The organism is Bradyrhizobium sp. OK095, assembly GCF_900109945.1.
Classification (GTDB): Bacteria; Pseudomonadota; Alphaproteobacteria; order Rhizobiales; family Xanthobacteraceae; genus Bradyrhizobium.
In genome coordinates this window covers 64,818-77,570 of record NZ_FOBX01000007.1, presented here as the reverse complement: position 1 = coordinate 77,570, position 12,753 = coordinate 64,818, and the positions used below count along the sequence as shown (strand labels likewise).

Annotated in this window: 9 protein-coding genes and 1 pseudogene; 5 read left to right on the top strand and 5 right to left on the bottom strand. The window is 63.3% G+C overall.

Annotated features, from left to right (window positions below):
* Nucleotides 1-90: 90 nt before the first annotated feature.
* From BMW89_RS19265 to BMW89_RS19250, 4 genes are all read left to right on the top strand, one after another.
* A complete protein-coding gene (locus BMW89_RS19265; RefSeq protein WP_092028590.1) occupies nucleotides 91-381 on the top strand; it encodes an FAD assembly factor SdhE in 291 nt (96 codons plus the stop codon).
* Nucleotides 378-3,896 carry a transcription-repair coupling factor gene (gene mfd / locus BMW89_RS19260; protein WP_092028589.1) on the top strand — a complete coding sequence of 1,173 codons (3,519 nt, stop codon included), beginning with the start codon at nucleotides 378-380 and terminating at the stop codon, nucleotides 3,894-3,896. The genes BMW89_RS19265 and mfd overlap by 4 nt, the downstream gene beginning before the upstream one ends.
* A 288-nt stretch (nucleotides 3,897-4,184) precedes the next feature.
* The gene (locus BMW89_RS19255; protein ID WP_092028588.1) at nucleotides 4,185-4,394 is read left to right on the top strand and encodes a cold-shock protein; all 210 of its coding nucleotides are present in this window, start codon (nucleotides 4,185-4,187) and stop codon (nucleotides 4,392-4,394) included.
* Nucleotides 4,395-4,590: 196 nt separating this feature from the next.
* Entirely contained in the window at nucleotides 4,591-5,718 is a 1,128-nt protein-coding gene (locus BMW89_RS19250; RefSeq protein ID WP_177196211.1) for an acyl-CoA desaturase, read from the top strand.
* 13 nt (nucleotides 5,719-5,731) lie between these two features.
* On the opposite strand, the pseudogene BMW89_RS19245 reads toward BMW89_RS19250, so the two are convergent.
* Both BMW89_RS19245 and BMW89_RS19240 read right to left on the bottom strand, forming a co-directional pair.
* A pseudogene (locus BMW89_RS19245) lies at nucleotides 5,732-6,082 on the bottom strand (GGDEF domain-containing protein); the annotation flags it as partial.
* 12 nt (nucleotides 6,083-6,094) lie between these two features.
* Nucleotides 6,095-6,562 carry a GNAT family N-acetyltransferase gene (locus BMW89_RS19240; protein ID WP_092028586.1) on the bottom strand — a complete coding sequence of 156 codons (468 nt, stop codon included), beginning with the start codon at nucleotides 6,560-6,562 and terminating at the stop codon, nucleotides 6,095-6,097.
* A gap of 131 nt (nucleotides 6,563-6,693) precedes the next feature.
* Here BMW89_RS19240 and BMW89_RS19235 point away from each other — a divergent pair, with 131 nt between their 5' ends.
* On the top strand, nucleotides 6,694-7,821 hold the full coding sequence (locus BMW89_RS19235) for a tetratricopeptide repeat protein (protein ID WP_177196169.1): 1,128 nt from the start codon (nucleotides 6,694-6,696) through the stop codon (nucleotides 7,819-7,821).
* Between the two features lie 67 nt (nucleotides 7,822-7,888).
* On the opposite strand, the gene BMW89_RS19230 is transcribed toward BMW89_RS19235, so the two are convergent.
* From BMW89_RS19230 to BMW89_RS19220, 3 genes are all read right to left on the bottom strand, one after another.
* A complete protein-coding gene (locus BMW89_RS19230; protein ID WP_092028584.1) occupies nucleotides 7,889-9,112 on the bottom strand; it encodes a hypothetical protein in 1,224 nt (407 codons plus the stop codon).
* A gap of 86 nt (nucleotides 9,113-9,198) precedes the next feature.
* The gene (locus BMW89_RS19225; RefSeq protein ID WP_092028583.1) at nucleotides 9,199-10,701 is read right to left on the bottom strand and encodes an AMP-binding protein; all 1,503 of its coding nucleotides are present in this window, start codon (nucleotides 10,699-10,701) and stop codon (nucleotides 9,199-9,201) included.
* Nucleotides 10,702-10,724: 23 nt separating this feature from the next.
* Complete coding sequence (locus BMW89_RS19220) at nucleotides 10,725-12,551, bottom strand: extracellular solute-binding protein (protein ID WP_177196210.1); 1,827 nt, start codon at nucleotides 12,549-12,551, stop codon at nucleotides 10,725-10,727.
* Nucleotides 12,552-12,753 lie beyond the last annotated feature (202 nt).

Below are 12,753 nucleotides of genomic sequence, written 5' to 3'. Positions count from 1 at the left end.
CCAAATCGAGGGCTGACACCGGCCGTTCCAATGGCTATATCACCCCCGCCCGGCACGCCCGGGCTTTCGGCGTTTGACTGGATCTGAGACATGACGGGAACGACACGTTCGAGCAACGGGCTGGACGACCGCCGCAAGCGGCTGCTGTTCCGCTGCTGGCACCGCGGCACGCGCGAAATGGACCTGATCCTCGGCCGTTTCGCCGATGCCGAGATCGGCAATCTGTCGGATGACGAGCTGACCGAGCTCGAGACCCTGCTCGAAGAGCCCGATCCGGACCTCTATGCTGCCATCATTGGTGACAAGCTGTTGCCACCTGATGTCACCGGCGCACTGTTTGCCCGCATCAAGGCGTTCCCGATTACGGACGGCAATTTATGAAACCGGGTTTGAAGTCGCCGGCCGAGCTGCTCACGCCCGGCCGCGCGCTGACGCTTGCCAATGTCGCGGAAGGTGCCGAGGGCCTGGTCGTCTCCGATCTGGCGCGTGCCCTTGCGGCGCGGCCGAAAAAGCCGGCTGTCAGCCTTGCGGTGGTCTGCCGCGACGGTGCGCGGATGCAGCAGCTCGAACGCGCGCTGCAATTTTTCGCGCCGGATCTGCCGGTGCTGACCTTTCCGGCCTGGGACTGCCAGCCCTATGACCGCGTCTCCCCGCATGGCGGCATTCTCGCCCAGCGACTGACGACGCTGGCGAGGCTGGCCTCGCTCACCGGCAGCGATAAGCCGCTGATCGTGCTGACCACGGTGAACGCAATCGTGCAGCGCGTACCCGCGCGCGAGCTTGTCGCGGCGCAGGCGCTGTCGGTCGCGCCCGGTAACGTCGTGCCGATGGACACCATCGTCGCCTGGCTCGAACACAACGGCTACAACCGCTCCTCGACCGTCCGCGAGCCCGGCGAATACGCCGTCCGCGGCGGCATTCTCGACCTCTTTCCCGCGGGCCTCGAACAGCCCGTCCGCTTCGATTTCTTCGGCGACAGCCTTGAATCGATCCGCACCTTCGATGCCGAGACCCAGCGCACGCTGGTGGACATGCGCGCGCTCAATCTCGTGCCGATCTCGGAATTCCAGCTCGTCACCGACACCATCCGCCGCTTTCGCATGGGCTATGTCGCCGAGTTCGGTGCGCCCGAGCGGGACGATGCGCTGTATGAGGCCGTCAGCGAAGGCCGACGCCATCCCGGCATGGAGCACTGGCTGCCGCTGTTCCAGGATCGGATGGACACGCTGTTCGACTATCTGCAAGGCGCAGCTGTCGCGATCGAGCCGCAGGCCGAGGACGCCGTCCGCGAGCGCTTCAAGCAGATCGAGGATTATTACGAGGCCCGGCGTGATGCATTGGAGCATCGGGCAGGCGGGGCGATCTACAAGCCGCTGCCGACCGACCGGCTCTATTTGACCGAAGAGGAGTGGGGCAAGCGTCTTGGCGACATCCCGCTGGCGCGGTTGACGCAGTTCTCGGTGCCGGCCGATGGCGCCAATGTCGTCGATGCCGGCGCGCGCAAGGGCCGCGATTTCGCGCCGGAGCGCAACGACAGCAAGGTCAACGTGTTCGAGGCCGTCGTCGCTCATGTGCATGGGCTGCTGACGAGCCGCAAGAAGGTCGTGATCGCACTGTGGACCGAAGGCTCGCGCGACCGTATGATTTCGATGCTGCGCGACCACAAGCTCACCCCCGTGACCAGCGTCAACAGCTGGCGGACGGTGCAGGCAACCCCGCGCAACGAGACCATGCTTGCCGTGCTCGGCCTGGAGAGCGGTTTCGAGACCGACGAGATTGCGCTGATCAGCGAGCAGGACATCCTTGGCGACCGCCTGGTGCGGCCGCGCAAGGCCAGCCGCAAGCTCGACAATTTCATCTCGGAGGTGACGAGCCTCACGGCCGGTGACATCGTCGTCCATGCCGACCACGGCATCGGCCGCTTCATCGGCTTGCAGACGCTCGACGTTGCCGGCGCGCCGCATGACTGCCTCGAACTGCATTATGCCGCGGACGCAAAACTTTTCCTGCCGGTCGAGAACATCGAGCTGCTGTCGCGCTACGGCTCCGACCAGACCACGGTCGAGCTGGATCGCCTGGGTGGCTCCGGCTGGCAGACTCGCAAGGCAAAACTCAAGAACCGCATCCGCGAGATCGCGGGCGAGCTGATCAAGATCGCCGCCGCGCGCCATCTGCACGAGGCGCCAAAAATGCCGGTGCAGCAGGGCGTCTACGACGAGTTCTGCGCGCGCTTCCCCTACGACGAGACCGAGGACCAGCTCGGCGCCATCGAATCCACCCTGAAGGATCTCGAGCTCGGTCGTCCGATGGACCGGTTGATCTGCGGTGACGTCGGTTTTGGCAAGACCGAGGTGGCGTTGCGCGCGGCTTTTGCCGTTGCACTCGAAGGCAAGCAGGTCGCTGTCGTGGTGCCGACCACGCTGCTGGCCCGCCAGCATCACCGGACCTTCACCGAGCGCTTCAAGGGCTTTCCGGTGAACGTGGCGCAGGCGTCGCGCCTGGTTCCGACCAAGCAGCTCAACGAGGTCAAGAAGGGGATCGCCGACGGCTCGGTCGACATCGTCGTCGGCACCCATGCGCTGCTGAGCAAGGCGATCAAGTTCCGCGACCTCGGACTCGTCATCGTCGACGAGGAGCAGCATTTTGGCGTCACTCACAAGGAGCGGCTGAAGGCGCTCCGCGCCGAGGTGCACGTGCTGACGCTGTCGGCAACGCCGATCCCGCGCACGTTGCAATTGGCGCTGACGGGCGTCCGCGAGCTCTCGATCATTGCTTCACCGCCGGTCGATCGCCTCGCGGTCCGCACCTTCGTCGCCCCGCATGATCCCTTGATGATCCGCGAGGCACTGCTGCGCGAGCGTTATCGCGGCGGCCAGGCGTTCTACGTGGTGCCGCGCATCGACGATCTCGCCGAGGTCAAGGATTTCCTCGACAAGAACGTGCCGGAGATGAAGGTCGCGGTCGCGCACGGGCAGATGCCGCCCGCGGTCATCGAGGACATCATGACCGCGTTCTACGACGGCAAGTTCGACATCCTGCTGTCCACCACCATCGTGGAATCCGGCCTCGATATCCCCAACGCCAACACGCTGATCGTGCACCGCGCCGACATGTTCGGCCTTGCCCAGCTCTATCAGTTGCGCGGCCGCGTCGGCCGCTCCAAGCTGCGGGCCTATGCGCTGTTCACGCTGCCGGCGCAGCAGAAGATCACGGCACAAGCCGAGCGCCGGCTCACCGTGCTGCAATCGCTGGAGACGCTCGGCGCCGGCTTCCAGCTTGCCTCGCACGACCTCGACATCCGCGGCGCCGGCAATCTGCTCGGCGAGGAGCAGTCCGGCCACATCAAGGAGGTCGGCTTCGAGCTCTATCAGTCGATGCTGGAGGAGGCGATTGTCAACCTCAAGGCCGGCGTCTCCGAGCCCGCTGCCGACCGCTGGTCGCCGTCGATCACGATCGGCATGCCCGTGCTGATCCCCGAGGATTACGTCGGCGACCTCTCGGTGCGGCTGTCGCTGTACCGGCGTCTGGCCGACCTCGACAGCGAGGAAGAGATCGAGAATTTCGGCGCGGAGATGCGCGACCGTTTTGGCGTGCTGCCGGACGAGGTGCGCTATCTGTTCAAGGTCGCCGCGATCAAGGCGTTCTGCCGCCGGGCCAATGTCGGCAAGATCGACGCCGGCCCGAAGGGTGCCGTCATCTCCTTCCGCGACAATTCCTTCGCCGATCCCGAACGGCTGGTGTCGTTCATCAAGAGCCATGGCCAGGCTGCCAAGGTGCGGCCCGACATGAAGGTGGTGTTCCTGCAGGACTGGGAGACGCCGGAAGAGCGCCTCGCCGGCACCACCGAGATCATGCGGCAACTGGCGCAGCTCGCTGGGAGCAAGAAGGCGGCATAGCCGAGCCATCCGGTTCCAGATGCAGCGCAGCGTGAAATCCCGCCCCGCAGAGCCAAAACCCTGACCTCCAGGGCATCGAGGCGGTATCTGGGTCCGAAAACAGCGACATATGGCCCCTTGCGGAATGAGCGAACAGCAGGCATATTAGCCCGATCGAGTTTCGGCCGAACGACTTGGCCTGGCCGCTTATAGCGTGCCTGACTGACGACCCTCCCTCCAGATCTCGAATTCTCCGACTGTGCTCTTGAGTGCAGTTCTAAAACCATATCTTTCTTAAAGGACGACCCCATGACGACGGGAACTGTGAAGTGGTTTAACAGCCAAAAGGGTTTCGGCTTCATTCAGCCGGACCAGGGAAGCCAGGATGTTTTCGTTCATATCAGCGCCGTTGAACGCGCCGGTTTGAGCACCCTCAACGAGGGGCAGAAGGTTTCCTTCGAAATCGTCGCGGACCGCCGGACCGGCAAGTCTGCTGCCGATAATCTGCGCGCCGAATAGGCTGCCGCAATCAGCACTATGTTGCTTTGACCACGGATGTACTGGCAGAGCTTCTGGTTGTTTCGACCCGCGTCTGGTTTACCGGTCGCGGGTTTTTTTACACCAATTGCGGGGTGGCCCGCCGACAGCTGAGGTCGCGAGCGTGTCTGTCAATATCGATTCAGGCCAGAGCCACGACGACGAACACGACGACGTCATGTATCCGCAGGTTCTGCCGTTCATATTGGTCCACGCAGGATGCGTCGCGGCGATCTGGTCGGGCATCTCGTGGCAGGCCGTCACAATTTGCGCGGTTCTGTACTGGTTGCGCATGTTTGCGGTCACCGCCGGATATCATCGGTACTTCTCGCATCGGGCTTATGCGACCAGCCGGGTGTTTCAATTCATCCTCGCCTTCCTTGCCCAGAGCAGCGCCCAGAAGAGCGTGCTCTGGTGGGCTGCCAAACATCGCCATCACCATCTTCATTCCGATACGGCGCATGACGTGCATTCGCCCCGGCACAAGGGCTTCGTCTACAGTCATCTCGGCTGGATCTTCTACCGGCAGCATGATGCGACTGATCTCGTGAAAGTGTCGGATCTGGCGGCCTATCCCGAGTTGATGTGGCTGCACAGGCTGGAGCTTCTTCCGGCATTCGTGCTCGCGGGTCTCTGTTTCCTGATCGCCGGGTGGTCGGGACTCGTGGTCGGATTCCTCTGGAGCACCGTGCTGGTGTATCACGCCACGTTCTGCATCAACTCCCTCGCACATGTTCATGGGCGCAGGCGGTATGTGACGGGTGACGATTCCCGCAACAACTGGCTGCTCGCTTTCTTCACGATGGGCGAGGGGTGGCACAACAATCACCACGCCTATCAGGCCAGCGCCCGGCAGGGCTTCTACTGGTACGAGATTGACTTCACCTATTATATCCTGGTGGCCCTGTCCTGGCTCGGGATCGTCCGGGATTTGAAGATGCCGCCCAGTCAGGTCCTGCGCAACGAGCATCGGTTGGGATCGCGCGTCGTCAAGCAGGCGGCCGAGCAGCTCGCCGCTCGCTTCAATCCGGAACACATCGCGCTTGCGATCAGGACGTCGATCCACGAGACCGAATTGTCGGTGCGGGACGCGATCGCGCTGTTGCAGCAACGTGCCGATCTGCGTCTGTCGAGCATGCCGACGCGCGACCAGCTGCTGGCTGAAGCACAACGAATGTTTGCCAAGACGATATCCCTGGACGACATCGTCGACCGTGCCTACGAACGCCTGAGCGAGACCGTTGGCTTTCTACTCGCCACGCCCGCTCTGGCGACCAACGCGCGACCAGGGACGAATGGCGGCTAGCGCCGGCGGATGACTACGACGCCGCGCGCGATGCGTCGGCCGACAACCGGGCCAGCAGCGACCGCGCCGTGTCCGACGGCGACAGCGAGTCCACGCTGACCACGGGATCGCTGCGCATCTCGTGCTTGCCGTTGGAGGTGTGCCGCATCACCGCGGAGAGGCGGCGAGCGATCATGTGCGCCGTGCGGAAATCGGTCTCGGCGAATACGACGATTACCGAGCCGTCCCTCTCGGCCGCGCCAAAATCCATCTGCCGCATCAGGCGGCTGAGAATGCGCGCGGCATCGAGCTGGGCGCGGGGATTATTGGGATCGAAGGCGAAGCGCGCCACCGACAGGCCGCCGCCGCGGGCCAGCGCCTGCTGAGCGATTTGCACCTATGACAACAGTCCACTGTAGATGCCAGGCTCAGACCCCTCGATGGCGATCGCTCCTACAACTTTCGAGTAAAACTCTGTCGGCCCCACGCCTCCGATGATAGCGTACGCAAAACCTTGATGTTTCATCGCCCCCAGACATGCAAATAGCAGCGCTTTGCCAATTCCACAATTTCGAGCCGACGGATCGACGCCTGTTGGACCGAAGAAATTTGCGCAAGTTGCATCGTGGCAGGCGAAGCCAAGCAACTTAGTCCTTTCGTAAGCGACAAAACAGCCGACAGGTTGGTGAGAGAAGGCAATCTCCACCTCACTTGCCCATCCTGGACCGAATTGCTTCAGCACCCAGCTAACGACTTTATGCTTCTCCGGGGGCAGGGAACGCCGAATACCGATTCCGGTGCGGGTTAGAGCTGCGAAGGCTTCATCGGATTTCGGGAGGCTGTAGAGCTTTACAAGCATGTCCATAGTGACCACCCTTCTTTTGCGCAGTCGGAGGATATGGCATTGTCTACGGACGTAGTGCTAGTGTTACGATGTTTATTACAGGGTGTTGGATACGGAAGGTTCAACGAGCCTTTTTCGTTTTTGGGGCTGAAATGTCAGATGTTGTTGCGCAGTCGCCGCGTAAGCCTACGAGGTGGGAGTTAGTTGCGGCTGGCGCGGGCTCCGGTGCCCTTATAAGCATTATCGATTTTACAAAGAATCCGAATGACGGAACTATATTCAAGCTCGCAAATGGTTTGGGAAAATTGTGTTTTCCAAGCGGATCCCCTCCGCCTGGACCGAGCCCTATCTTAATCGCAATCTTCTTCGTCGTTCTAGCAAGTTTGTTTGTTTGCTGGCTGTTCGAGCTCAAAGATCGAGCAGAAGCTTTCCTGAGATCTTGCGCTTTGCTGGCAGCATTTAGTGTTGTCACTCCGGGCACGATCAATCAAATCGCGGATGTGACCGCGGTACAGGGCGGAACGTTGCTAACAAAGCAAAAGTCTTCCTCGCTAATTTTCGAAAGCGCCTTTGCCGCGAATGGCCAACCCGAAGATGATGCTGCTCCAGCAGGCACAGCGTACGTGGTTCTCAAGAATCTACAAAATATGGCTGTAATGCCAGAATCCATTGTGACAATTCGAAACGAGCGGTCATACGAGCCGATTTCAATTTTCAGGATCAGAAGTTTTCGTATTCCGCTTGTTCAAACATACGGAAGGCTGTTTAGGATTCAGATCGACACTCCGGGATTTCGGTCGATAGAATTTTCCCTCAGAGTCAGGGAGCCAATTGAAGCTTACGGCATACGAGCACCGGAGACTGCACTTTACTTTGCAGTGCAGGCAATGGCTTCTCCCCTGAAAGTCGAACTTGCGCCCAACGAGGCGGAGCAACTCAAACAAAACGGTAGAAACAAGCTTATTGGAGATAATATTGAGGGCGCTATTTCTCAGTACATAAAGTCATTGCAGCTAGCCGATGACGACGCTGAAACGAAACATTTCTTAGGTTATGCATACTTCAGGGCTGGCCAGTACGCGGAGGCCAAAGAAATTCTCAGCAAATTGAATCTGGATTTCCCAAACAGTAGTCTAATCGCTCTCAATTTGATCAAGGTCAAATGTGGGCTGAAAGATGAGGCCGTGCGCTCACAACTCAGGAGCGCCAACGAGGAATGGCGGAAGGACTGGTCGTTCGATGGGGAATTCGTGCGTATATGTAATCAGTATGTTGATTAGCGCTTGGCTATCCGCCCGGAGCGGTCGGACGAGGGTTGAACTTAGCTAAGGTTCGTTGACGACTGCTTCAGGACGCCGCGCGCGATGCGTCGGCCGACAGCCGGGCCAGCAGCGACCGCGCCGTGTCCGACGGCGACAGCGAGTCCACGCTGACCACGGGATCGCTGCGCATCTCGTGCTTGCCGTTGGAGGTGTGCCGCATCACCGCGGAGAGGCGGCGAGCGATCATGTGCGCCGTTCGGAAATCGGTCTCCGCGAACACGACGATCACCGAGCCGTCCCTCTCGGCCGCGCCAAAATCCATCTGCCGCATCAGGCGGCTGAGAATGCGCGCGGCATCGAGCTGGGCGCGGGGATTATTGGGATCGAAGGCGAAGCGCGCCACCGACAGGCCGCCGCCGCGGGCCAGCGCCTGCTCGACTGCCTTGGCAAAATCGCGGGCAAAGGCTTCCGTGGTGAGCAGGCCGCTGCGCGGATCGAGCCAGCCGCCGGCATCGATCGAGCGCAGCGTGCGGCTCAGCTGGGATTCCATCGCGTGCTGGCGGATCAGCGGCAGCGCGTTGGCGGCGACCCTTGCCGGCTCGCCCGGGATCAGCTCGAGATTGGGCAAATCGTAGCTCTGCGTGAGCTGGTGCGCGGTGACGATCACGGGGAGAGTGCGAAAACGGGTGTCCTCGGCGAGCACCGTGAGGAAGGCATCGGTGACGCGCGGGGTAAAGCCTTCGGCGAGCACGACGCCGTCGAGATCGCGGGTGTTGAGATGTTTTGCGGCGGCCTCGATCGAGAGCGCGCCGACGACGCCGACGCGTTCGCCGAGCGCGACGGAGAGCGCGGGATAGGCTGCGCCGCGGCCGACCAGGAGCACGGTTGCGTCGCGTGCGGGATCGCTCTCGGGCAGCGCGACTTTCACTTCCGGCAGCCGTCGCAGCACGGTCGCATGAAGGGTGCGGATGCGCAGCGCGGCGCGGAGCCGCGCGATCAGGCGATCGGAATTGCCGCCGCGTGAGGTGAAGGGCAGGGCGTTGTGCGGCAGCATCCCCGCCGCGTCCAACGCCACGAAGGGAAGGTAAGGCGATTGATCGGCGATCTTCCTGGCGAGCAGGGCCAGATACGGCTCATGTCCACTGTTCATGGCGGCAAGGACCGCGGCCGGCTGCACCTGCTCGACCGCACGCGCCGCGCTGGCCCAGTCGGTGTCGACCACGGGGAAAAGTCGAGCCTCGTCCAGCGCCGCAATGAAGGGCGGCCGCTCGACATTGGACACAAACAGGATCGGGCCCGCCTGGGACATCAAGGACACTCTGATCACGCAACAGATGCCGCGCAATCTAGTCCGGTCGCCTTAATGCAGCGTCAATGGATGGGTCGAAACTGCGCCTAGACCGGCCCGGAGCGGTCGCGAAAAGCCTCGACCATCAGGGGGTTAAGCCCGAGCTCGTTGAGCGCCTCGCGGGCGCGGGCGTTGTCCTGGGCCCGGCCTGCGAGCCGGTGACCGGAGAGGCGGTCGGGCAGCGCGGTGAGCAGGGCACCCTGGCCGAGCCGGCGCGCCCATTCCTGCAGGTCGTTGGACAGGAAGCGGTAGCCTCCGACAGCCATGATGCCGGAGGGTGGCGCGGTGATGCAGATCGCGCCGCTCGGGCGGTCCAGCCGCGCGGCATAGCCGGTGTCGACATAGTCGCGCGGCGGCTGCGCGATCAGCGTGTCGCCGACCGGCTGCGGCGGCGCGTAGGCCGCGATCGGCGCCATCGCTCCACGCAGGCCGAGCGTGCCCTTCGGCGTCAGCAGGATCTCGCCGGCGATGGAGGAGCCCGATTGCTCACGCGGGGCACCGTGCGCCCCGGGCATGACGGGCACAGGCATTCCGTCCTCGCCGCGGCGGGCGCCGAACAAGCCGGCCTCGCCGAACAGATAGACATCGGTCAGCGGCGCATGCCGCGCGGTCCAGGCCTCGCTCGTTGCCACCTGCTCGGGCGCGCGCCATAGGCCGATGACGTTGCGCAGGCTCGGCATCCGCGCCGCAAGGTCGGAATCGCCGAGCCGCAGCGCAAGCTGAGCGGGCGCGATCAGCACCTCGCATTCATGCTCGTTGATCTGCTGCTCCAGCACGTCGTTCTCGAACGGATGATGCAGCGCCAGCGTGCCGCCGCAGAGCAGCCACACCGCGAGCGAGGAGGCGAGCCCCGCAAACGACATCGGCGTGAACGCCGTCATCACGGTCGCACCCTGCTTGATGTCGGCTTCGAGCGACATCGCGAGCCCGCCGGCGATCAGGCTGAAATGCGGCCGCGGCACCGGACGAAAACCCTCCGCCGTGACGTCGAAGGAGATCATCGCCGCCTTGCGTCCGTCCTGGATCACGGCGCGCGTGGTGCCGGGCGGGCGGGCCAGGACGTCGTCGAGCGCGGCCATGCCTTCGGGCAGGTCGGTACCGAAGCCGCAGACATGGCGGATCGAAAAAGCTTCCGCCGCGGCATGCATCGCGAGGTCGGCATAGCTGACGCCGTCGACCCTGCTCATGGTGACGATGGCGCGCGCCGCGGTGCGGTTGAGCGCGGCGGTCAGTTCCGCATGGCGCCACAGCAGCGGCAGCACGGCGACGACGAGGCCGGCGCGATGGGCGGCGAGCACGGTCAGCACGAACTCGACCGTGTTGGGCAACTGGATTGCAATGACCGAATTGGCCGGCAGACCCGATTCGACGAAATAGGCCGACAGCGCCTCGATGGCGGTATCGGCCTCGGCATAGCTCAGGCGCCGCGGCTGGTGCCCGGTCACGCGCGCCTTGTTGAGGGGATCGAGCAAAGCGGGCGCATGCGGCTGCCGCGTCAGCGTGCGCTGGAACAGCGTGTCGAGCGTCGGCGATATTGCTGGCTGGTTCACGGCGTCACTTCGCTTGACTGGCCCTAAGGCTCCCCCTTCGACCACCAGGTCTCCGGCAGATAGCCGGACAGCGCGGTAGCCTCTGGCCGTTCTATCCGATTCCAGCGCGCGATCCATTGCTCGGATACGTTAAACAGTGGGATTGTGTAGAAGCCCGCGATCAAGGCGCGGTCGAGCGCCCGCACCGCCGAGACGAAAGCCGTATGATCACGGGCCTCCAGCAGGGCTCCGATCATGGCATCGACCGCCGGATCCCTGGCGCCCATGTAGTTGCGGGTGCCCGGATTGCCGGCGGCAGCGCTGCCCCAATAGAAATACTGCTCGTTGCCGGGCGACAGCGACTGGTCCCAGCGATTCTGGATCATATCGAATTCGTAGGCGAGCCGGCGCTGGTCGAACTGGACGGGATCGACCGCGCGCACGCTCGGCTCGATGCCGGCGCGCTTGAGGTCGCGCTGGAAGGCGAGCGCGACGCGCTCCTGGTCGCGGGTCGTCACCAGCATCTCGAAGGCGAAGGGGGCTTTCGTCACGCGGTTGCGCAGCACGGTGCCGTCCAGGTCATAACCGGCCTCCGACAGCAGTTTTAACGCCGCGCGCAGCGTGGTCCGGTCGCGCCCCGATCCGTCCGTTACAGGCAGTCGATAGCTGCCGTCCATGATATCGGGCGCAATTTGCGCGGCGAACGGCTTGAGCAGCTCGCGCTCGCGCGCGTCCGCTGGGTGGCCATAGGCCGACAGGTCCGAGCCGGCGAAATAGCCGGCGACCCGCGAATAGAGCGAGAAGAAATAGTTGCGGTTGACCAGCTCGAAATCGAACAGCAGCGTCAGGGCCTGGCGTACGCGGATGTCGGCGAAGATTGGACGGCGGGTGTTGAAGACCAGGAATTCGGACGGCTGCGGTACGCCGGGCTTGACGGTGTCGCGGATCACCTCGCCATTCTTCGCCGCGGGAAAATCGTAGCCGTCGTGCCAGCGCAGCGGCTCGCTCTCGACGCGGAAATCGTACAGGCCGCGCTTGAAGGCCTCGAACTGGCCGTTGGCCTCGCGAAAATAGTCGAGCCTGACCTCGTCGAAATTGTAGAGCCCGCGATTGACCGGCAGATCGCGGCCCCAATAATCGGGATTGCGCGTCAGCGTGACGCTGGCGCCGGGCTTCACCGCTGTGACGCGATAGGGACCCGAGGCGATCGGGCCCGTCAACGACGTCTCCTCGAAGGTCGCGACATCGACCGCGTGCTTCGGCAGGATCGGCATCAGGCCGAGGATCAGCGGCAGCTCCCGGTCATTGGCCCCGGTGAGGTCGAAGCGGACGGTGAGCGGATCGGTCGCCTCGGCCCTGGCGACCTTGGCATAGTATTGCCGCAGGTTCGGGCGGCCGTGGTCGCGCAGGAGCTGCCAGGAGAACAGCACGTCCTCGGCGAGCACGGGTCCGCCGTCGGAGAAGCGGGCGCGGGGGTCAAGGTGGAACGTGACGAAGGTCCGATCGTCGTCGGTCTCGACCGACTTGGCGAGCAGGCCGTAGAGCGTGAACGGCTCGTCCTGGCCGCGCGCCAGCAGGCTTTCGACGACGTAGCTCCGCATCTGCTGCACGGCCAATCCCCTCACGATGAAGGGATTGAGGCTGTCGAAGGTGCCGAGAATGCCCCAGGTCAGCCGGCCGCCCTTGCGGGCATCCGGGTTGGCGTAGGGCATGTGGGTGAAATCGGCTGATAGCGCCGGCTTGCCGTGCATGGCGATGGCATGGGCCGGCTCGGCGCGCGCGCCACCAGCCGGAAGCCCAGCCGCGAGCGCGAAGGCAAGGACGCAAAGGCGGATACCGGGGCCCTCGACGAGGCGCTGGAACATGAACATCGGCACACGGTGATTCGAGGATCGGCGGCGCCTGAATCCTATCACAGGGAGTTTTACTGGGAGCAGGCCAAGGAGCGGTTCAAGGCGCGGTCAAAGACGCTTGTCGGCATTGATCTTTTCGTCGGCCACGTTAAGAAGGCACGCAATCGCGCAAGAGCGCCGAGCCCGTCACTTATCTGCCTCAATTGACGGGGAGAGAGCC

Bases quoted from the DNA above. Each gene is read 5' to 3' on its own strand.
- BMW89_RS19265 (WP_092028590.1), top strand. From the start codon at position 91: ATGACGGGAACGACACGTTCGAGCAACGGGCTGGACGACCGCCGCAAG.
- mfd (WP_092028589.1), top strand. From the start codon at position 378: ATGAAACCGGGTTTGAAGTCGCCGGCCGAGCTGCTCACGCCCGGCCGC.
- BMW89_RS19255 (WP_092028588.1), top strand. From the start codon at position 4,185: ATGACGACGGGAACTGTGAAGTGGTTTAACAGCCAAAAGGGTTTCGGC.
- BMW89_RS19250 (WP_177196211.1), top strand. From the start codon at position 4,591: ATGTATCCGCAGGTTCTGCCGTTCATATTGGTCCACGCAGGATGCGTC.
- BMW89_RS19240 (WP_092028586.1), bottom strand. From the start codon at position 6,562: ATGGACATGCTTGTAAAGCTCTACAGCCTCCCGAAATCCGATGAAGCC.
- BMW89_RS19235 (WP_177196169.1), top strand. From the start codon at position 6,694: ATGTCAGATGTTGTTGCGCAGTCGCCGCGTAAGCCTACGAGGTGGGAG.
- BMW89_RS19230 (WP_092028584.1), bottom strand. From the start codon at position 9,112: ATGTCCCAGGCGGGCCCGATCCTGTTTGTGTCCAATGTCGAGCGGCCG.
- BMW89_RS19220 (WP_177196210.1), bottom strand. From the start codon at position 12,551: ATGTTCATGTTCCAGCGCCTCGTCGAGGGCCCCGGTATCCGCCTTTGC.